The organism is Bacteriovorax stolpii, from assembly GCF_002872415.1.
GTDB classification, from domain to species: Bacteria; Bdellovibrionota; Bacteriovoracia; order Bacteriovoracales; family Bacteriovoracaceae; genus Bacteriovorax; species Bacteriovorax stolpii.
Map to the genome: position 1 here is coordinate 2,737,917 of NZ_CP025704.1, position 19,506 is coordinate 2,757,422.

Genomic DNA, 19,506 nt, shown 5'->3' on the forward strand with positions numbered 1-19,506 from the left:
TAATCCTCGTCTAAAAAATTCAGGCATTATCAGCAACATACCCATTTAAAATTGTGACAAAACCAATCAATGTTACAAAAACCATTTCACTCAGTTATTCATTGGCCCCTTTTACCTAATTAATTTAATTTATGGTCGCATGGTATGATTTTATCTACTATCGAGTATGTTGCAGGAGGAACCTCTTCATGCGTTGATAGAGATGAATTTAAAATTAAACTTTCAAATGGTAAATTAGAAGAAATTAAATCAGTAGAATGGAATGAAGGAATGTGCAAAACTGGTCGTTTCTTTATGGCAATTCCATCAATAATTTTTGGTTCTGATAACCATGGAAATGATTTAAAATGTGTGTTTGACGAATAAAATTGTCTTTTCATTCACCGGTACACTTACGGTTTTTTCTGTATTCTATAGAGAGCAATCTCCTCTCAATTTTAGCAATTGCGTTTTAAAACCCTCAGCTAGTTTTTTCGCTGTTGTTTTATACGCTTCCTTATCACTCCAGGCATTGGCAGGAGAAAGGATAGAGGTTTCCACCCCATTAACGGTCACAGGAATTTTAAGGTCAAAATACTCGTCTTTAACAAATTGGGCATTTGCAAGCTCTCCTGCTTGAATTGCTCTAATGATTGTTCTGGTGGTTTTCAGAGGAAACCTTGTTCCTGTTCCATAACTTCCTCCGTACCAGCCAGTATTAATCAGCCATACTTTGATATCGTGTTTGGCCATCATATTTCCTAATAAATTTGCATAAACTTCTGGCCTTCGAAGCATAAAAGGAGCTCCAAAACACGCTGAAAAAGTCGCTTCTGGCACCTTTACCCCAACCTCTGTTCCTGCAAGCTTCGCACTGTAGCCCAGCTGAAAAAAGTCCATAACCTGCTCGGAAGTCAATAGGCTTACGGGAGGCAATACTCCAAAGGCATCGGCCGAAAGATAGAAGATATTTTTAGGGAGCTTACCTACACCATCTACCACTCTATTTTTAATAAAGCTTAGTGGATAACTTGAGCGTCCATTTTCAGTAATTGAATCATCAAAAAAATCAATCTGCTCCCTATCGTCAGAGAGCTTTACGTTCTCTAAATAAGAAGAAAACTGAGTGGAAGCATTAAAGATTTCAGGTTCTGTTGAAGGCGAAAGTTTATATGTTTTAGCGTAACAGCCTCCTTCGAAATTAAAAATCCCTCGATCAGACATTCCGTGCTCATCATCACCAATAAGCAGTAGTCCCTCATCTGTGGATAACGTTGTCTTCCCTGTTCCAGAGAGACCAAAAAAGACAGAACTTTCTCCTGCCACATTTTGATTGGCCCCTGAATGCATTGGTAAAATATCGTGATCAGGCAACAAGTAATTCATTGTAGAGAACATTGATTTTTTAATTTCTCCAGAATATTGAGTACCAATGATAAGCGTTGTTTTCTTCTTGAAGCAAGTAACGATCACTGTTTCTGAACGCAGGTTATATTTCTTGGGATCCACCTTTAAATGGGGCGCATGAAGTATTTTATAAGTATCGTTGTGCTTACCTTTTCCAGCAAAAGGCTTGAACATATAAAGCGTAAAAAGAGCTGAGGATGCTTCTGTTGAGAAAAACTCAATACCTAATGAAAAGTGTGAGAGTGAACCAATAGAGCGATCTGTACTAAAAACTTCTTCTGCATTATTTAAGGCACTCAAAACTTCACGTTCTAGTGCTTCAAAGACCTCTTGATCCATTTTTTTTATATTATTTTCCCACCAGATATTATTTTCTGACAATTCATTTAGAACGACATACTTATCATTGGCAGCTCTTCCCGTGTGATCGCCTGTGGTAATGACAAATTCACCGTTTGGCCCAAGATGTCCTTCATTTCTCTTTAAGGCCTTTTCTATAAGTAACGACTTGTGGGAGTTTTTTAATAACTTCTTCGGAGTAAAATCAAGCTTAACCATTCTAAATGCTCCTTAACATAAATAGTAATATGGACTAAAAATCTTTTTCATAAAACCAACACGCTGGTCGGGCTCCTGAGTCCGTTGTACAGGCCCCAATTTTAGGATCGCTAAGATCAAATGGCACATCCTTACCTAATTCACAAATAGCGCCTGAGAAATAAGTATCCAGTCTGCATTGTGGATTAGGATGATTATAAATGGTCTTTTGAACTTTTGTATTATCACTTAACTGAAGCTGAGGTTCTCTCGTTCCTGAGACCAACGAAGCAAAAAATCGACTCACGCTAAGCCCGGCCAACACAATACGAGCACAAGTATTATCTCTACATTTTGAAAGTGCTGTTTTGTAATCACCTGCATCTTGATCCGTATCGAATTCCTTAACATCGATTCCCGTTTTATAAAAAAGAGGAAGACATTTTGAAGTCGCATAATAATCGGCCTGCCCTTCGGCCGACGACCAACCCCTTAGACCAGAATTTCCTCTTAATATTTTAGGTGCTCCACCTAAGTGGTGCCCAATTTCATGACAAATTAAAAGCAAAAATGCATCTTTAGTCATAAGGGGATGTCTTGCCAAACCACCGCTCAGAACCACCACCGGATTGTTCAAATCATCTCTTGTGGCATAAGCATCTACAACTGCATTATTCCAGTCTTTTTCAATTATAAGCTTTTTATTCAAGAGCTTCGATACTTCCGGAGACATTACAGTCAGAGCACTCGCAATGACATGATTGAATTCCTCTTCAGAAAGACCACTTCCCAAAGATTTAAGTCCTTTTTCATATTTTATTTCTGAGATTGGAAAGCAAGATTCCGCACCTCTTTTATATTGAGCAGAGTGAGAACTTTCAGAAACGAGTAGAGCTAGCATCAAGGCAAGAAATATCTTTTTTTTCATCAGGCACTCCTTCATATTTAGGGATAAGTAACATGATGTTATTTGCGCCTACCATGAATTTACTCATTTTATAACCTCTACACAATCATTCAAAAACCTATTCTAAATCAGCTTAAGACCATCACAACTAACATATAAAGACTCTGTTATACCAAACAACACCCTAAAGGAGGGTTATATGAAATTATTCAACAACGCACTATGGACTGCACTCGCTCTTGTTCCTGCCCTTGGTTTTACTGCCTTGCCAAATACTTTCGAAACAAGCATCCCTGTCGAGCACGTTTACTCTCCGGCCGGTTTTGACACTAACGATAATGCCGAAATTGCAATCACTGGCTACTTACCGAATCTTTGCTACAAAGCACCTAAGTCAGTTGTGACTGTTAAAAATGGTAAAATTGCAGTAGCGATGAAAGCAAATAGAAAAGATAATGGCCTGGCCTTTTGTGTAAATATCAAAATTCCATATGTTGAGTATGTAAACATCGGTGTTTTGGATAAAGGCCCTTATGTGGTGGCCGTTAATGAATCCACTCAGTGGGAGAAATTTAGCAATTTAAACATAATTGAAAGTAGAAATAACGCTAACGAAGAAATTGTCTATGCAAATGTCGACAAAGTTGTGAGAGCGGATGATGACAGCAGGAAAGTCTTACTGCAGGGTTATAACCCAAGTGATTGCTTTGAATTAAAAGAAATTGTCATAAAAGACAATGGAACTGACACTTACTCGATTCTTCCAACAATGAAACAAGTAAGAACACATTGTCCTAAAAAGATGATTCCTTTTACTTATGAATTTGAAGTTCCACAAAACCTTGAAGCAGATAAAGTCCTTCTTCATGTGCGTGTTATGGATGGTAGATCAGTGAACACCTTCTTTAACAATAAGCCACTTTTTGAATAAGAATCTTTAACCTGTCTATTGAGCTTCAAAGGCCCCACTTTATAGGTGGGGCTTCCTAAAGACCTTAAAACCCACCTTCATTCGATATTTTTGTTCCCAGCATCTTGAAGTCATTCCATTTAATCGCTACAATTTCACAATGAAAGAGTCTTATGAATTTTCCGATGTCATCATCTGTGATGACCACTATGTGAGTGCTATCGGCGTTGAAATGCTGCTTAGTCAACACAGCTCTCGCCCCCTGAACATTCGCAAGGCCTCTACTGGCGAAAAGGTTTTAGAACTGTTTACCCAAAAATCATCTGATTTACTTATTGTTGATTTAGGTCTTCCAGGCATCTCTGGCATTGAGGTCATAAAAAAGATCCGCCAAATGTCCCCTACAACGAAGATCATTGTCCTCACCGGACAAAACGAACCCCATCTTCTCAAACAAGTCTATCAACTTAAAGTTTGCGGAATTTTAAGAAAAATGGGAACAGGCAAGAATTTAGGAGAGGCACTTAATTTTATTCAGACCAACACTGACAAAACTTACCTCGATACCTCTGTCACCTCTATTTTAAAAGATCAATCTCAAGCGACGCCGACACCACGCGAGTATGAAGTTTTAGAACTCATGAGTAAAGGTCACACAAGTGAAGAGATCGCCAAGGAAATGGACTGCTCTCTTTCGACCATCAAAACATATAAAGCTCGCATCATGAATAAAAGTGGGGCCAAGAACTCTGCCGAAATGATTTCATGGTACCTAAAGAGGAATTGAGACTACGACCTCTGTTCCCTCTCCTGGGGTTGATGACATTTTAAAATCCCCTTGGTGTAAAGAAATAAAGTGGCGAACCAACATCAGACCTATTCCTGTGCCCTGTGATTTTGAAACACCTGCAAGATTAAATTGTTTAGAAGCTTCCAAAATCCTTTCTAATTCCTGCTGGTTAATTCCCTGCCCTTCATCCCGGACCTTAATTTCAATTTGTTTTTGATTTTCACCAACCGAAAGATAAATTTTTTTCCCAGGCGCTGTTGAGCGAAGAGCATTAAAGAGAATATTTCTTAATACCGAAGCTATCATTTCAGGATCGCCATCAATGAAAAACTGCTGATGTGATGAGAGGAACTCCACCTCAACTCTCTTAAGAACCAAACGACTCTCCATTGAAGAAATAATATCTTTTATCAAAACAGTGAGTTCAAATGGTTTACTGACTAACTGGAACTGTGCTGGCTGTTTCTTTACCCATTCCATAACATTATTTATTAAATTATGGGAGGCCATCGAAGTGCTCTCTAGTAAATCAAAATGCTGTTGGTGTTCTGAACCAAGATTTTTTTGTAGAGTAAAAGCAATCAATGACTGGGCCTCAACAAACCCCGCTAGGTCATGGGCCAGCATGGCCAGGAGACGGGCACGAAACTCCATGCCTTCATGCAGACGAATTTCTGCATTTTTTTGTTCTCCGATGTCACGAAAGAAAACAACAGTTCCCGGAGAATTGCTTTTTCCATCTTCTATCTTTTCCAGTGCCAGGTGAAAATACTGTGACCTCTGATCTTTTCCGTTCACGACAACCTCTCCCGGCTCCAAAGGGATCTCGGGTAAAAGTTTTTCAATTGGATCTCCCAGATAATTCTCCGGGAGATTAAAAAACGATTTAGCTTTTTCATTAATGGCCATGACTCTGTGTTCATCGTCTATAACAAATATGGGATCAGGCATTTCATGGAAGATCCTCTCCATTGCTAACGGAACAACGCTTAAAAGACGATGGCGAAGAACCGTGTAGATGATGGCCACGATGGTGAGTAGTAAAGATAAAGTAAACCCTACAAATTCGACTCCTTCTGGGAAATGAACAATATCGGCAATGATTTTTTGAGCAATCCCCACCCCAAGACCAACATTGAGTGCCAGGACCTGATACCTGCGCTGTCCTTTGCTTTTAACAAAACTAATGCCACTGATGATATAAGAAAGGAACATGATCCCCATCGACCAGAGATAAAAGTAACTATAAATTGGGCCTAATTTAAAAGTGATAATAGAGGCATCAAGGTAATGGAAAGGTCTGAAGTCATAAAAAAGTAAAGCTTGAGTTGATGGAATGAGCATCATCATAAAATTAACAATACAAGGAAGAAAAACAATCGCCATGGCCCCTTTTTTGTTCAGCCAATCCCAACGCTCAAACACTGAATTAACAAAAAAGAGCCAGCAAGGGGCTAAAAAAAGTGTCCCCAAAATACGCATTTTAAAGAAAAGAACTTTCTCTTCAAAGGTTTGGGCAACTAAAACCCCCAAGAGAGACAAGGCACCGACCAAGATAATGATTGAGACAAGAATCAGCCAGCGCACGGCCTTAAGTCTCCACAGGCGCGATGTTTGAAGAATGGTAATTGTGGTAAAAACGAGAGTTGCAATATTACATAACACTAGAAATATCGTAAGACCCACAAGTAACCCTTTCCTGAAATAAATTTAGAAGAGAGTCAAGAATAGCAAAAACGCATGCCCAAGAAAATATCTTTTATAATATCTTTTTGAGCATGCGAGCGCATGGGTTCTACTGCTCTACGCAGAGAATATGTGGATCTTCATCTGAGACGTCACCTTGGTCGGAAAGATTACAGTGAACGTTTTGCAAGGTCTGAGGGTTATAACCAAAATGGTCATCGGCCGACGTTGTAGGACGTCCATAAGCAAAATACTTAGTCACTGAAGACGATGTGAAGTTTATGCAAGTATTGTTTGTATTGCTTCCACTCCAGTTTCCGCTTGCATCGATATCAATCCCAGTCATCCAGTTTATATAATTACCCGCAATATCAACAACAGCGTTAGTAAGTGTTCCGTTAAAAACAGAAGCTCCCGTCGTAGTCCCTATCGGAGTCGTTCCATTTTTTCGGACATAGGCCTGGTTAGGATATAGAACCCAGTCAGTACTTGGGTTGCGCGCATCCGAAGCAACCAGCGCCTTGTAAGTTCCGGTCGAAGGTTTGTTTGAATCGCTATTACAAAGACTATCTAAGGTCGTAATGGCAGCGGCTGCACTTGCGCCCTGGTTACCATTAATAATAGTTGCCGAAGTGACAAACATACGGCAATCCCCACCTTCACCACATTCAGCGGGCGTCGTTGTTCCTCCGCCTCCACCAGAAGAATCATCTGATGATAGAGAAGGTGCATTCCCTTTACTCTGAATACAGCTGGCAAGTACTAAAAGGTTTAAAACCACTAACATTCTTTTCATATTTTTACTCATAAATCATTCTCCCTTTTCTTATTTCTTAAAAAGCAAATCCCACAGAAGCACCGTATGAAGATGTCGTCATTTCATTACCAGAAGCAAGATCTGACTCAGTTCCACCTACATCAACTTTTCCATACTCCATTTTTTTATAATGAAGGCCGATATATGGCGTTCCACTCTTAAATGGAATTTTTACATCGACAGCAAAAGAAGTTTTTGGACTTAAAAAGGCAAGTTTGTTTCCTGATGAATCGGCCTTATCAAAAGTGTATTTTGAAGAAAGGTAGTAACGTAAATTAAGGCTAAAAATCCCAAAGTCATAACCGACAACCGGAGCAAGAGAGAACTCTTTCCCTTGAGCATTTGTTCCACCAAGATCCGCAGGATCTTTTAGCTGCATCCAAAAGTTGTATTCAACTCCAAGACCAGCTTTTAGACTTCCAAATCTCATTCCTAAATCTGAGTTCAGGCCGTAAACGACCATGCTGCGAGAATCAAGATTAAGATTTGAAGCGGCCAGTGTCCCCATAGAGAGTCCTGTTCCAGCAGAAAAGAAAACCGGAGAGCTTGAAGCTCCATTTGCACCAAAGGCCGCATAGGCATTGGATGATAAGATTAATAATAGTGCTGTAAAAATTGATGATATTAGACGCTTCCTCATACCGATAAACCTCCTATTTCCGGACAATGATGATCAATACTTTCCATGAATACCGAGCAAACAAGATCAATCCTAATCCTGGAGATCCTGACTCGCGTGTACTAGCCTAACATGCGACAAAAATTCCTCTGTCCTCCAAAAGGACTACAGAAACTTTTTTTATTTTTTTGATTTTTTTGCTCTGTTATTATTAGAAGATAATGAGACTGATGAGAGCAGAGAGCATAACAACTCCCCATGAAGGAGCTTTCCATTTTTCCAGAAGAATAAATCCAATCAAGGCCACTAAAAAATCCTTCAGATTAAAAATAGCACTCGAGCACACGGGATGAAAAAAAGCAGCAAGCAAGATACCAACGACAGAAGCATTGATTCCTAACAACACTTTCCTCATTCGATCATATGTTCTGAGTTTTTCCCAAAAAGGTAAAACTCCGGCAATGAGTAAAAATGAAGGGAGAAAAGCTGCGGATAAGCAAAAGAGTCCTCCACTCCACCCATTAAAAGAAAGAGAAGAAACTGTCCCAAGATACGCAGTAAAAGCAAAAAGTGGTCCAGGAATCGCCTGTGCCAGTCCATATCCTGCCATGAATAGATCTTTTGAAACCCAACCAGGAGTGACAACTTCGGCCTGCAGTAATGGCAACACCACATGGCCTCCGCCAAAAACGAGAGAGCCGGCCCTAAAAAAACTATCGAATAACATAAGAAATGGAGCTTGATAGACAGAGCGTAAAAATGGCGACACAAGGAGAATACTAAAAAAAATGATGAGACAGCTAGCACCTAGCTTGCGACCAAATTTTTCTTTAAATGGAAGATGTGGCAGTTGTGATGTTGATTGAAAAAAGAAAGCTCCAAACACTCCAGCGACGATTAAGACAATGAGAGGGACGAAAGGCGCTGTAAAAAATAATAGACATGCGCATGAAGCGATGGCCATCAAAGAACGTGTCTTATCTGGACATAATTTTTTCCACATTCCATAGACCGCTTGTGCCACTACTGATACTGCCGCAACCTTCAGGCCATGAAGTACATTTTGATGAGATTGCAAATTGAAATGGGTCATTCCCATCCCAAACATGATAAGTAAAATGGCCGATGGAAGAGTGAAACCAATCCATGCTACTAAGGCCCCCAAGAAACCAGACTGATTTAAACCAATGGCTATTCCCAACTGACTGCTTGCGGGTCCTGGAAGAAACTGGCAAAGGGCGACCAGGTCAGCAAACGAATGCTCTTCAATCCATTTTTTCTTTTTTACAAACTCATCGTGGAAATAACTCAGATGAGCAATGGGTCCGCCAAAGGATGTAAGCCCCAAACGCAAGAAAGTAAAAAAAACTTCCAGCAACGTCATCTGTCAAATTCCATTAAAAATTCTTTTATCATCTACTAATGACCTAGAAAAAATAAATCCATTTCTCTTAAAACAATTCTATAATACCAACAGATGGAAGCAAATAAACAAAAAGCAATTGGTAGAATTCAGGCCTCTCTTACCGCACTGGCCTTTGGGCTTTTGGGCGTCTTTGGGAAATGGGGATTTAGTTCTGGCTTTTCAGTCGGCGAACTAATGGCCTATCGTTTTTTTATGGCCTCTGTTCTGCTTTGGATTGTTGTTTTACTCTTCAAGAGGCGCTGGATTAAAATTCCTTTAAAGCAAACTGGTATCTTTGCCCTGCTTGGAATCTTTGGCTATGCAGCGATGTCTATTACCTACCTTAGTGCGATTAAGGGACTGAGTCTAACCACGGCCGTGCTTATTCTTTACACTTACCCATTTTGGGTCAGCCTTTTCTCTCACTTCTTTACAAAAAATAAGATTACGAAAAAGGAAGTTCTCTGCCTGATCATCGGTGGAGTTGGATTGGTCTTGCTTCTTGGTGGCCATATTGAAGTCAAAGAATTCTGGGCAGTGATTTCAGGATTGGCCTCAGCTATTATTTATGCTGCTTACATTCTTCTTTCAGAAAAATATCAAAACGGCACACCTCCGCTTGCATCTTCTTTATACGTGATTACTTTTGGGGCCCTGGCCTTATTTGTTTTTTATCATCCAAATGTTACTGGTATGAATACGCTTTCCCACTTTCAACTCTTCACCATTCTCGGGATTGCGTTTATTTGCACCATTCTTCCGCTGACTCTTGAGCTGGCCGCTTTACAGAAAATTAAAAGCACTGAGTTCTCAGTCATCATGATGCTGGAGCCTATCTCGGCGACAATGTGGGGGGCCATCATTTTCAAGGAAGTGTTAAGCCCACAACAAATTGTCGGGGCCTTAACCATTTTAGGAGCTTTGGGGCTGAGATTTATTAAAACTTCTTCATCCACTCGGCCTTCTCTTTCAGATCAACATTAATATATTGATGGAAATCGAAGATAAAATCGCTATCGTGGTAGTTTCTAACCCACTTCTGCTGAAGCATATAGCTTTGAGTATGGACGGTAAAAATCGCAACGACGTCATCCGCAAGAAACTTATTGGCCTCTTCATAGAGCTTTGTCCTCGCAGGTGAATCTTGCATCTTGGCCACAACCTCGTACATTTTATTAAACACCGGGTTGTTATAGTTAGCGCTGTTGGCCCCTGGAGCAGAGTTTGGTCCGTAGAAAATCTGTAGGAAGTTTTCTGTGTCCGGGTAATCTCCAATCCATCCGTAATCAATCATCATCACAGATCTCTTTTTAATTTTAGCTTGTAACTCTGGATTCAGGTTAGTCACCACTTTTATCTTGATTCCAATCTTCTCCATTTGCTTCTGGAAGAACTCTGCTTTCTGGCGGGCAGAAGTAGAACTAAATGTATCAAGAGTAATTTCAGGAAGACCTTTCCCATCCGGGTATCCGGCCTGTGCAAGCATTTGGCGAGCAAGCTCTAAGCTTGGTCCCTTCCATGGATTTTTAAAACCAGGAATGTTCCCTGCAACTCCGGGAGGTGCTGAAGATTCGGCCGGAACACCTGTATTATTATAAAAAAGTTTATTCATCATCGCTTGATCAAAAGCAAGGCTCATCGCTTTTCTCAAGTTGATGTTTTGAAAAATTTTGTAATCAAAATTAAAACCATAAAAATAAACATCAAGGGCCGGAGTGATGGCCAATGAAATCCCTTTTTCTGTCATGCTCGGAGAAAGTTTGTTATCAACAATTGTGGCACTGAAGTTATCTTTTGGGATGCTCAGGTAATCCACTTCTCCTTTGTTAAACTTTAACCAAGCAGGTTGAGATTCAACCATAACGTCGACTACAATCTTATCTAAAAAAGGAAGCTTCTTTCCCGCATCCACCAGCATGTGCTTAAACTCAGGGGAAGCTTCTGTAGGAAAAAACTTTTCTCTAAAAGTTGGGTTCTTAGTAAAAACTAAACGTTTTCCTTGATCAAAAACAGGAAGTACGTAAGGCCCTGTTCCTACCGGGTGATTGATAAACTCTTTCCCGTATTTATCGACAGCTTCTTTAGCTACGACATAAGAAAAAGGCATTGCTAGAGCATATAGAAACTGTGGGAACACTTTTGCAAGTTTAAACTGCAAGGTGTATTTATCCAGCGCTTTAAGCCCTTCAACTTCGTCATCATAATTAACCGTTGGAAGTTTAGCGTACTTCTCTCTCCACTCATTGAGACCTTGGATCTTCCCATCAAATAGCCACCAACCAGTTGACTGATTTTTGGCATCGGCATGGCGCTTTATCGAATAAACGAAATCCATGGCCGTAAGCTCTCTTCCTTTGCCGTTAGGAAAGGAAGCATCGTCTTGAAAGAAGATCCCTTTTTTAATCTTAAATGTATAAGTCATACCGTCTTTAGAAATAGTCGGCATCTCTTCAGCGAGATTAGGAATAAGCTCATAAGGGAGTTTTAACCAATGATAAGTCAGAAGACCTTCATAAATCTTGGCAATTTGTGCTGCTGACCCCACATCACTGGCCATCATCGGGTCAAATCCCTTGATGTCACTTGGGGCCGTTACGTTTAAAACCCTCTCTGTAAGATTAGGCTTCTTGCTGCAAGAAGAAACGAAAACAGCAGATGAAAGAACAATAATTGTAATGAGCTTTTTAAGTGACATGACTTCTCTTTGGTAAACTATTTTACTATTGAAATAGTAAATACCAAGAGGTCAGTCTCTGTCACCTGTTAAATCCTTAAAAGTCTCAAAGAATTTAAGATAACTAATAGTGCCGCTCCCGTATCTGCGGCCACTGCAAGCCAAAGGTTAGAATACCCTAATAATGTCAGGACTAAAAATATCGCCTTCGTAACCAATGCAAAGAATATATTGAATTGAATGATCGAAAGTGTTCTTCGCCCTGCCTTAATCGCTGTTGAAACTTGCTTTAAGTCATCTGTCATCAGCGTCACATCTGAAGTCTCAATCGCCGTATCAGAACCCACAAATCCCATAGCAATACCAATGGAAGCTTTGGCCATCGCAGGTGCATCGTTAATACCATCACCAATCATGGCAACAGACTGATATTTTGTTTTTAAACTCTCAATGTGCTTAACTTTATCTTCCGGGAGAAGCTCTCCATGAGCTTCATCTAAAGGCAGATCTTTGGTTAAAGAAGAAACCGTTTTCTGGTTATCCCCACTTAACAAAATCACTCTCTCAACTCCAGAGGCCTTAAGCTCAAGAATAGAATCTTTACTTTCTTTGCGAATCGCATCTTTAAGCGCTAGGATGCATAGAACTTCACCTTTGCAATTGTCATGAGGCTTATGCCCGATGATCACAATGGAATACGCTTCGTCTTCTAATTCTCTTAATTTATTTTCTAATTCTGGTGTGCAAATTCCTACATCGTGAGCAAAACGGTGATTACCAAGCAAGTATGAATGTCCTTCGATAATTCCTTCCACTCCAAAGCCGGTAATTGTTGAAAAACGATCGACAATTTTCTTTTCTGTGATTTTATCATCCGCATACGTCACGATCGCTTGAGCAATCGGGTGAGTTGAATGAGATTCCATAGCTCTGGCAATTTCTAAGGCCTGCTTTTCGCTAAATGAATTGAAGGTAACGACCTTCTCTACTTTTAGTTTTCCTTCTGTCAGCGTCCCGGTTTTATCCACAGCAAGGGCCTTAATTTTCCCAAGAGACTCCAAAACAACTCCACCTTTAACCAGCACTCCTCTGCGAGCAAGGGCCGTTAGACCTGAAACAATAGAAACTGGAGTAGAGATAACTAAAGCACACGGACAAGCAATAACTAAAAGAACCAGTGATTTATAAAGCCAGTCATGCCAGCTTCCACCAAAGAAGGCCGGTGGAATAAGAAAAGTTAAAATCGCCACCACTAAAACGGCCGGTGTATAAATTTCAGCAAAACGATCAACGAATTTCTGGCTTACAGCTTTATGCTCCTGGGCCTCTTCAACCATCTTAATAACCTGAGAGATTTTGGTATCACTAAAAGCTTTGGTCACTTTTACATCAAGACTTCCCTCTTGGTTAATCGTCCCCGTATAAACTGTTTCCCCTTGAGATTTCTCCACCGGAAGTGACTCGCCCGTTAAAGGGGCCTGGTTAACTGATGAATGTCCTTTTATGACTTCTCCATCTACTGGGATGACATCACCCGGCTTAACTCTGATGAGTTGTGAAATTTGAACTTCAGAAGCTTCAACCTCTTTCGTTGATCCATCCTCTAAAATAAGCAGTGCTTTTTGCGGAGCGATTTTTAACAACTCCTGAATCGCTCTACGAGCGCGCTGAACACTTAGACTCTCAAGCAATTCAGATAAAGCAAAAAGAAAAACAACAGCAGCGGCTTCAGAGTATTCTTTAATCGCAATCGCACCAATCGCAGCAACAGTCATTAAGACATTCATATCCAGGTATTTTCTTTTGATCGAAGCTAGTGCTTTAGGGAAAACTAAACTTCCGCTTAAAACGATTGAAACCAATAACAAAATACTTTCAAAAACACTGACAACATTCATCCACTGCAGGACAAGTCCTGCTAATAACAAAACACCTGAAATGGCGACGGTCCAGATTCTCTTTTGGTTTTGCCCTATGGTTGAAGGACTTTCATCATCAAGTACTTTAACAACAGTAGAATCAATTTTTTTGCGCAGAAAGCTTTTATGAATATCTGGCGAGTGTAAGATCTCGACAGTTCCAGACATGAGATTTGCTTGAATCTTAAAGACTCCTGTCATCTTAAGCGACTCATTGATAGCCTTAATTTCATCAGGACAATCCATATTAGCGACTTTAAATTTTGTTAAAATTTCATCGTTGCTTGCGGCCAGGGCCTTCTGGGGGGCTAAAGGTGTCTCAGCTGAGCAGCAATTATCATGAGCATGCTTATGAACAGGTTTAGGTGCCGGAGCGCAACAGCTATCATGACCGTGATCATGGTTTTTATGTGAATGTGTGTGATCTGAACTCATAATTGCATTTCCTTTAATCCATCGAGAATGGTGCACTTTTCAGTGCTTTCATTTCCGTCGCACTTGGATTCAAACTTCTTAAGAAGTTTTAACATTTTTTGCAGGTTTTTAATTTTATCAGTGACTTCATCAATCTTCATTGATGTTTTATTCTTGATGCTGATACAGCTCTTGTTGGGGTTTAACTTCAAACTCATAAACTCTTTGATCTCAGTTAAACTAAAACCAACCTTTTGAGCTTGTTTGATAAACTTTAAATGCTCTACGAATTCCGCAGAGTATTTTCTCCGGCCAGTGTCTTTCTTAGGCTGATAGATAATTTTTTGTCTTTCATAGAAACGGATCGTTTCGACATTCACTCCTACTTTTTCGGCCAGTTCACCGATAGTGTAGAAAGCTTCATGTTGTGTTTTAGATATTCTCATATCTTAATTGTACACCCGTACCTAAGTACGGTTTCAACATTAAAATAAATTTTAAATGAGTGAATACACAAGAAATTGACCACGGGGGTCAAGATCAGTTGGCCGGAACTTGAATTTGAAAGGCCTCTTTATTGGAGAAGTTAAACTTTAAATTATACTTCTGGTCTTTATTTAAAGGCTTCTTGAGGTCAAAAATCATAATATGCAAACCTCCTGACTTTAATTCTACAGTTGCATATTTTTTAATCTGGATAGCTGAAACCTTCCTCATTTTCATCACCCCTCCACTCATATCCATATCGTGAAGCTCAAATGCTTGGGCGAAATCCCCTTCAACACTCAAAAGTTCAACATCTTTATCTGTATGATTTACAATTGTTGCAAAAGCTGCTGTTGTGGAAGCCCCCGGAGGAGTCAGTCTTATATGAGCATCTTTAATCTGAATCTTTGAAGCCGCAAAAGCTTCAAGAGTAAAAAATGCAGACAAGACAATTAATATTTTCATTGGACTCTCCTATTTGATTAAATCTTTTATTCGTTTAAGGACAACAGTTTTAGGTGCATCATGATGAAGAAGTTCTAAAAATTTCCCTTCCTTTGACAGCACCACTACGTCGACAGAATGATCAATCGTATAAGACATTGTCGATTCTAACTTTACTTTCATGAAAGCGATTCCAAAAAATCTGGTAAATGCATCTAAGTCTTTCAAAGGAACAACAACTGGCAGAATCTTGGGATGAAAATAAGAAGAGTAATTAACCAGTCTCTCCATCGTATCTCTTTCTGGATCAAGATCGATAAAAATAAAATTAAACTTATCTAAATCACCGGGCCCCAACTCTTTAAACACTCTGGACATCATACTAAAAGTTGTCGGGCAGGCATCAGGGCAATTTAAGAAACCAAAATATAAAAGAGAAGGCTTCCCATTAGTGATATCAGAGAAGCGTTTTTCGCCAGATGGAGTTTGAACAGTCTGGGAAAAAGCATGATAGTTTCTGTCTTTTTTTGTGTAGAGGTAGGAGAAGATGAAAACGGCCATGAGTAAAACCGTGAGAGTAATATTTTTCAAATTGTCTCGACTCATAACTGATCCCTGAATTGCTTATCTTCGAGCATTATTTCCTAAATAATTAGTTTAGATAATGCCATTATTTGTTGCACCTTAGCCTGCGTCCAATGAAAACTCAATAAATCTTCTTCAAAAAGCCTTTTTCCCTATGAAAAAAATATAACCCTTCCGGCCATTTGCTGTTCCAGGTGCTACACGATCTCCAATGAAAACATTACTTCTACTCACTGCTCTTTCATTTACCAATACTCTTCATGCCCGCGAACTAACTAACGGCCTTGGCAAAATCGAGCGCAGAACAAAAATCTCTCTAAACAGGCAACAAATTTTCATCCTAAGAAGTATTGTCGTTAATGCACAAGGAAGATTTATTCCAAAAAACTTTCCGAGAGCTTATAAATATATTTATTCGCAACTGAAAATAATGAAACCAAAAGTCGACGACGGCACACTCTTCTGGTTTCAAAAAGCTTCCGACATCAACGCAGGTGCAGGCTCCTCTTCTTACATGATCAGGACCTACACGACGATGGGGCTTCAAATTGCCGACCGAGATGTTCCCGACCTGCAAAAAGTCTCCAACAATATCGCCGTTAATGTTTTACGAGATATTTTGCTTAACAAAGCAGTCCTTCCTCTTCAAAACATTCTAGCCAGAGATATCACTGCTGCCATGAAAGTTGGAAATATTCAGGATCTTGCCGGTTGGGGCGGAAGTTTTTATTACTGGCATATGCCTTTAGTAGATACGCGTGGAAAGTTGATTAAAGATCCGAGAACAACTATCCCCAATGATTACCTGACGGTTGGTGACTCCATTTTAAGAGACAAAGACCAAACACGCCGTTTTATTTTAACTTCAGTTCTTTCAATGAGCTCAACCCCTTACTTCGTGGCGCTTTCAGATGCTCCAGGACTTTTAAAAGCAGTCAGTGCGATTGGTGATCTACCGGATGAAGTTCGCCTACCTATTATCGAAGAAATCAGCAAACGTGATTCAATGATGGGTGCCGTTTTGGGGTTATAAAAAATTTCTTATTTAAGACTTAATTTTTTCATTTGAAACAGAGTAAAACCCAATCCCAGAAAACTCAAAACCGCCGAAGCAATCGGCCACATACTAAGCAGTGACCTTTGAATTAAATACGTACTAAACATCGGCGCAACAACTTGCGCTACTGACTGAAGGGATTGATTCACTCCAATAACTCTCCCCCTTTCTGCCGGATTTGCATTCTTAGAGATCTCACTGATTAATAGCGGTCTGATTAAACCACTTCCCATCGAGATGAGAAGTCCCGTAAACACCAGGAAGATTGCATCATGAATACGAGACAGAAGTAGATATCCAAGCACACAAAGGAAAAAGCAAATAGCTATGACTTTTAAATCCTTCCAGATTTTAGTAGCAAAATCCAGAACCAGGAGCTGAGTGATAATTCCGATTAATCCAAAATAGGTAAAAGCATAACCAATCTGATTGGGATTTAAGATGTTTCCCTTCCAATGCAACTGTCGTTCAGCAAATAAAGCAAACCCTGACATATACGCTGAGAAAGCCAGGTAAAATAAAAAGATCTGCAGGAATAAACTCTGAAGGTTTTTATTCTTCAAGTAACTAAAGTTATCCATGATAAATGAAAATGGATTCCTATTTCTCTTAATGATCTTCTTTTCTTCTGGGATCACTTCTCTTGGATTTTCTTTTAAGAATTTATAACTGGCGATAATACTTGTCAGAGACAATGCCGCCGCCAAAAGAATTGGAGCACGCATACTGATATTCATTAAGAAAGCCGAGATGGCGGGCCCGATAAAAAAACCAAAACTAAAAGCAATACTGATCTTCCCCATCGCCTTTGTTCTTTCAGCTGGAGAGGTGTGATCGGCAATATAAGCTTGGGCCGTTGAAATATTCCCGGCAGTCAAACCATCAATGACTCGCGAGATAAAAATCCAGGTTAAAGATTGAGAGAATGCGAGAATCAAAAATCCAATAAACGTTCCAATCTGACTAAAGATAAGTACAGGTCTTCTACCATACTTATCGCTCAAATAACCCAGGATCGGTCCTGAAATAAACTGGCAAATGGCATAGGATGAAACAAGAAGCCCGACAACAAAAGGGCTTGCTCCAAATCTTTCCGAATAAAAAGGAAGAAGTGGCAGCATAATAGTCATCCCAAGGACATCAATTAAGACGATCAGAAAAATGGCCATCAGTTTATTTCGACTAGAGTCGTTCATAGATTATTCCTTCGGGGGCTTAGTATCTCTTATTATCTGGCCTATTTAAGCACCAAAACACATTATAATTTACCTTTATTTTCAATATCTTGGGAATATTAAAAGTTTTACATCTGTTTGAAGTTTAGACAGATTCTTAAGGCCAAAGCACTGAAAATACATTTTAGTTTTTGGCCACTCAATTGCTTTATACGTCCTAAGTCTTAATTCGTTTCGAGGTTTTTATGAAAAAGCTACTTCTGCTTACCCTGCTTGTTCCAGTTTTGAGCACACAAGCAAGAGAAAGAGACTATGCGACCAATGCTGTGGCGACGGTCAACATGTCCGTGGTAGCGCTGAAGCCTCAAACACCTCCATCACCGACAGCTAGAGCAAAAGCGATGGTGACTTCTGCAATGGAGAATTCTTTTTCTTATAACAATCTCGATGAAATTGAAAAGGCCGAAAAATTTATCAAAGACAATAATCTACAAAAAGAATTCAAACTCGACCTGGAGAAAAATATCCCGGCGATGAAAAACAGGGCCCTCTACGAATCAGAATGGTCATTCTATAAATCCTTTGTTTACTCTAAAGGTGTTGGTTTGCTGGATGAAAACGAGTACCTGCAAATGAAAAACAAACTAGAAGAAATCCAGGCCCGTCGTTATAAAAAAAATAAAAACGAAGCCTGGGCCAAAGCAGACAAGGCCTATATCGAAAAATTTGTCTCTCAATATAAAGAGCAAAGAGAAAAACAAATCGAAACAAGCCGCCAATCGTGTAAGGAAGAGACTGACTGGTCAAGCGCCTTCTCTGCTCGTAAAGGACAGACAGATACCAGCTGGTGTTACGCCTTCGGATACGCGGACTTTCTTGAGGCCACTCATGGCCAGAGTGTCTCGGCCGCAGACCTGGTGCTAAGTTATCGTGCAAAAAGAATTCAGGATGAAAGAGAAAGCTACAACAGAACAGCGGCCCTTTATAACCGCCGCCCACTGACAGAAGAAGATATTATCCCGGTTGAGTATGTCTATCAGGGCGGGGATGCCGATCAAATTTTTAGAAAGCAATCTACAATCAGTCTTTGCTCTGAAGAAAGTTTGCGCTCAGAGGCCCGTGATGAAAAAGGTCAACCTGTCGCTATGGGATATATTATTGATTGGATCAAAGAATTAGGAAGCGAGTATCAGGCCAGCCGTTTAAGTAAAAATGAGTTAACAAAAAAACTTGAAACTTTTGGTTACAAACAGCTCTTCCCTTTTGCCAAGATCGATGAAGCATTAGCGGCCCTTAATCCTAAAAATGATCTTTATATCGCTCTGGCAGAGAGCACATGTAAAGATAAGCGTATTGAACTTCCTAATCAGCACCAGAATTGGGTTATGCAAGGGTATACTTTTACTCATAGCCTCAATGCGGCCCTGGCAAAACTTAATGAAAATTTAAATCAATCCCCAGCGATGATTTCAGTCAATGACAACTTCCTCTACAAAGAGAATATTTGGGGGAAAGGACTTAAGACGAACCATCTTATCTTAGTGACAGGAAAAAGATGGAATGAAGAGACTAAGCATTGTGAGTTTAAAATCAGAAACTCTCAGACGACATATGCGAATGAAGAAGAGAGACTCTGGTATACTGATACCGAACTTCTTCGCAATACGAGTGAAATCTACATTAAAGGCAGATAAC

The 19,506-nt window shown here is 39.8% G+C and carries 18 protein-coding genes; 6 read left to right on the top strand and 12 right to left on the bottom strand.

What is annotated here, in order from left to right:
* The first annotated feature begins 144 nt into the window (after positions 1-144).
* Positions 145-366 (top strand): hypothetical protein, encoded by a 222-nt coding sequence (locus tag C0V70_RS13505; protein WP_102244389.1) that lies wholly within the window; start codon positions 145-147, stop codon positions 364-366.
* Between the two features lie 45 nt (positions 367-411).
* Here the strand turns inward: C0V70_RS13505 and C0V70_RS13510 are convergent, their stop codons facing one another.
* Both C0V70_RS13510 and C0V70_RS13515 read right to left on the bottom strand, forming a co-directional pair.
* Positions 412-1,944 (bottom strand): phosphoenolpyruvate carboxykinase (ATP), encoded by a 1,533-nt coding sequence (locus tag C0V70_RS13510; protein ID WP_102244390.1) that lies wholly within the window; start codon positions 1,942-1,944, stop codon positions 412-414.
* A gap of 34 nt (positions 1,945-1,978) precedes the next feature.
* A complete protein-coding gene (locus tag C0V70_RS13515) occupies positions 1,979-2,851 on the bottom strand; it encodes a M48 family metalloprotease (RefSeq protein ID WP_102244391.1) in 873 nt (290 codons plus the stop codon).
* A 178-nt stretch (positions 2,852-3,029) separates the two neighbouring features.
* Between C0V70_RS13515 and C0V70_RS13520 the strand changes: the two genes are divergently transcribed.
* Both C0V70_RS13520 and C0V70_RS13525 read left to right on the top strand, forming a co-directional pair.
* Positions 3,030-3,761 carry a hypothetical protein gene (locus C0V70_RS13520; RefSeq protein WP_102244392.1) on the top strand — a complete coding sequence of 244 codons (732 nt, stop codon included), beginning with the start codon at positions 3,030-3,032 and terminating at the stop codon, positions 3,759-3,761.
* Between the two features lie 139 nt (positions 3,762-3,900).
* Complete coding sequence (locus C0V70_RS13525; protein ID WP_102244393.1) at positions 3,901-4,527, top strand: response regulator; 627 nt, start codon at positions 3,901-3,903, stop codon at positions 4,525-4,527.
* Here C0V70_RS13525 and C0V70_RS13530 read toward each other — a convergent pair.
* The 4 genes from C0V70_RS13530 to chrA all read right to left on the bottom strand — a co-directional run bounded on the left by C0V70_RS13530 (position 4,513) and on the right by chrA (position 9,036).
* Positions 4,513-6,216 carry a sensor histidine kinase gene (locus tag C0V70_RS13530; protein ID WP_102244394.1) on the bottom strand — a complete coding sequence of 568 codons (1,704 nt, stop codon included), beginning with the start codon at positions 6,214-6,216 and terminating at the stop codon, positions 4,513-4,515. The two genes, C0V70_RS13525 and C0V70_RS13530, sit on opposite strands and share 15 nt — an antisense overlap.
* 109 nt (positions 6,217-6,325) lie before the next feature.
* A complete protein-coding gene (locus C0V70_RS13535) occupies positions 6,326-7,024 on the bottom strand; it encodes a DUF1554 domain-containing protein (protein WP_208107730.1) in 699 nt (232 codons plus the stop codon).
* Between the two features lie 25 nt (positions 7,025-7,049).
* Positions 7,050-7,673 carry a hypothetical protein gene (locus tag C0V70_RS13540; protein WP_102244395.1) on the bottom strand — a complete coding sequence of 208 codons (624 nt, stop codon included), beginning with the start codon at positions 7,671-7,673 and terminating at the stop codon, positions 7,050-7,052.
* Positions 7,674-7,863: 190 nt separating this feature from the next.
* A complete protein-coding gene (chrA, locus tag C0V70_RS13545; protein WP_102244396.1) occupies positions 7,864-9,036 on the bottom strand; it encodes a chromate efflux transporter in 1,173 nt (390 codons plus the stop codon).
* A gap of 93 nt (positions 9,037-9,129) precedes the next feature.
* Here chrA and C0V70_RS13550 point away from each other — a divergent pair, with 93 nt between their 5' ends.
* A complete protein-coding gene (locus tag C0V70_RS13550; protein ID WP_102244397.1) occupies positions 9,130-10,041 on the top strand; it encodes an EamA family transporter in 912 nt (303 codons plus the stop codon).
* Here the strand turns inward: C0V70_RS13550 and C0V70_RS13555 are convergent.
* The 5 genes from C0V70_RS13555 to C0V70_RS13575 all read right to left on the bottom strand — a co-directional run bounded on the left by C0V70_RS13555 (position 9,995) and on the right by C0V70_RS13575 (position 15,600).
* Entirely contained in the window at positions 9,995-11,752 is a 1,758-nt protein-coding gene (locus C0V70_RS13555) for an ABC transporter substrate-binding protein (RefSeq protein WP_102244398.1), read from the bottom strand. The two genes, C0V70_RS13550 and C0V70_RS13555, sit on opposite strands and share 47 nt — an antisense overlap.
* 68 nt (positions 11,753-11,820) lie before the next feature.
* Positions 11,821-14,085, bottom strand: a complete 2,265-nt coding sequence (locus tag C0V70_RS13560) for a heavy metal translocating P-type ATPase (RefSeq protein ID WP_102244399.1) — start codon at positions 14,083-14,085, stop codon at positions 11,821-11,823.
* Positions 14,082-14,510: a MerR family transcriptional regulator gene (locus C0V70_RS13565; RefSeq protein WP_102244400.1), complete on the bottom strand. Its 429-nt coding sequence runs from the start codon at positions 14,508-14,510 to the stop codon at positions 14,082-14,084. Before C0V70_RS13565 ends, C0V70_RS13560 begins: the two co-directional genes overlap by 4 nt.
* A 94-nt stretch (positions 14,511-14,604) precedes the next feature.
* The gene (locus C0V70_RS13570) at positions 14,605-15,015 is read right to left on the bottom strand and encodes a copper chaperone PCu(A)C (RefSeq protein ID WP_102244401.1); all 411 of its coding nucleotides are present in this window, start codon (positions 15,013-15,015) and stop codon (positions 14,605-14,607) included.
* 9 nt (positions 15,016-15,024) lie between these two features.
* The gene (locus tag C0V70_RS13575) at positions 15,025-15,600 is read right to left on the bottom strand and encodes an SCO family protein (RefSeq protein WP_102244402.1); all 576 of its coding nucleotides are present in this window, start codon (positions 15,598-15,600) and stop codon (positions 15,025-15,027) included.
* Positions 15,601-15,790: 190 nt separating this feature from the next.
* Here C0V70_RS13575 and C0V70_RS13580 point away from each other — a divergent pair, with 190 nt between their 5' ends.
* On the top strand, positions 15,791-16,612 hold the full coding sequence (locus C0V70_RS13580) for a hypothetical protein (RefSeq protein WP_102244403.1): 822 nt from the start codon (positions 15,791-15,793) through the stop codon (positions 16,610-16,612).
* 8 nt (positions 16,613-16,620) lie between these two features.
* Here the strand turns inward: C0V70_RS13580 and C0V70_RS13585 are convergent, their stop codons facing one another.
* Positions 16,621-17,832, bottom strand: a complete 1,212-nt coding sequence (locus tag C0V70_RS13585) for an MFS transporter (RefSeq protein WP_102244404.1) — start codon at positions 17,830-17,832, stop codon at positions 16,621-16,623.
* Between the two features lie 224 nt (positions 17,833-18,056).
* Between C0V70_RS13585 and C0V70_RS13590 the strand changes: the two genes are divergently transcribed.
* The gene (locus C0V70_RS13590; protein WP_102244405.1) at positions 18,057-19,505 is read left to right on the top strand and encodes a hypothetical protein; all 1,449 of its coding nucleotides are present in this window, start codon (positions 18,057-18,059) and stop codon (positions 19,503-19,505) included.
* Position 19,506: the final 1 nt, after the last annotated feature.

Coding starts and splice junctions, on each gene's coding strand:
- C0V70_RS13505 (WP_102244389.1), top strand. CDS start 145: ATGATTTTATCTACTATCGAGTATGTTGCAGGAGGAACCTCTTCATGC.
- C0V70_RS13510 (WP_102244390.1), bottom strand. CDS start 1,944: ATGGTTAAGCTTGATTTTACTCCGAAGAAGTTATTAAAAAACTCCCAC.
- C0V70_RS13515 (WP_102244391.1), bottom strand. CDS start 2,851: ATGAAAAAAAAGATATTTCTTGCCTTGATGCTAGCTCTACTCGTTTCT.
- C0V70_RS13520 (WP_102244392.1), top strand. CDS start 3,030: ATGAAATTATTCAACAACGCACTATGGACTGCACTCGCTCTTGTTCCT.
- C0V70_RS13525 (WP_102244393.1), top strand. CDS start 3,901: ATGAAAGAGTCTTATGAATTTTCCGATGTCATCATCTGTGATGACCAC.
- C0V70_RS13535 (WP_208107730.1), bottom strand. CDS start 7,024: ATGAGTAAAAATATGAAAAGAATGTTAGTGGTTTTAAACCTTTTAGTA.
- C0V70_RS13540 (WP_102244395.1), bottom strand. CDS start 7,673: ATGAGGAAGCGTCTAATATCATCAATTTTTACAGCACTATTATTAATC.
- chrA (WP_102244396.1), bottom strand. CDS start 9,036: ATGACGTTGCTGGAAGTTTTTTTTACTTTCTTGCGTTTGGGGCTTACA.
- C0V70_RS13550 (WP_102244397.1), top strand. CDS start 9,130: ATGGAAGCAAATAAACAAAAAGCAATTGGTAGAATTCAGGCCTCTCTT.
- C0V70_RS13555 (WP_102244398.1), bottom strand. CDS start 11,752: ATGTCACTTAAAAAGCTCATTACAATTATTGTTCTTTCATCTGCTGTT.
- C0V70_RS13560 (WP_102244399.1), bottom strand. CDS start 14,085: ATGAGTTCAGATCACACACATTCACATAAAAACCATGATCACGGTCAT.
- C0V70_RS13565 (WP_102244400.1), bottom strand. CDS start 14,510: ATGAGAATATCTAAAACACAACATGAAGCTTTCTACACTATCGGTGAA.
- C0V70_RS13570 (WP_102244401.1), bottom strand. CDS start 15,015: ATGAAAATATTAATTGTCTTGTCTGCATTTTTTACTCTTGAAGCTTTT.
- C0V70_RS13575 (WP_102244402.1), bottom strand. CDS start 15,600: ATGAGTCGAGACAATTTGAAAAATATTACTCTCACGGTTTTACTCATG.
- C0V70_RS13580 (WP_102244403.1), top strand. CDS start 15,791: ATGAAAACATTACTTCTACTCACTGCTCTTTCATTTACCAATACTCTT.
- C0V70_RS13585 (WP_102244404.1), bottom strand. CDS start 17,832: ATGAACGACTCTAGTCGAAATAAACTGATGGCCATTTTTCTGATCGTC.
- C0V70_RS13590 (WP_102244405.1), top strand. CDS start 18,057: ATGAAAAAGCTACTTCTGCTTACCCTGCTTGTTCCAGTTTTGAGCACA.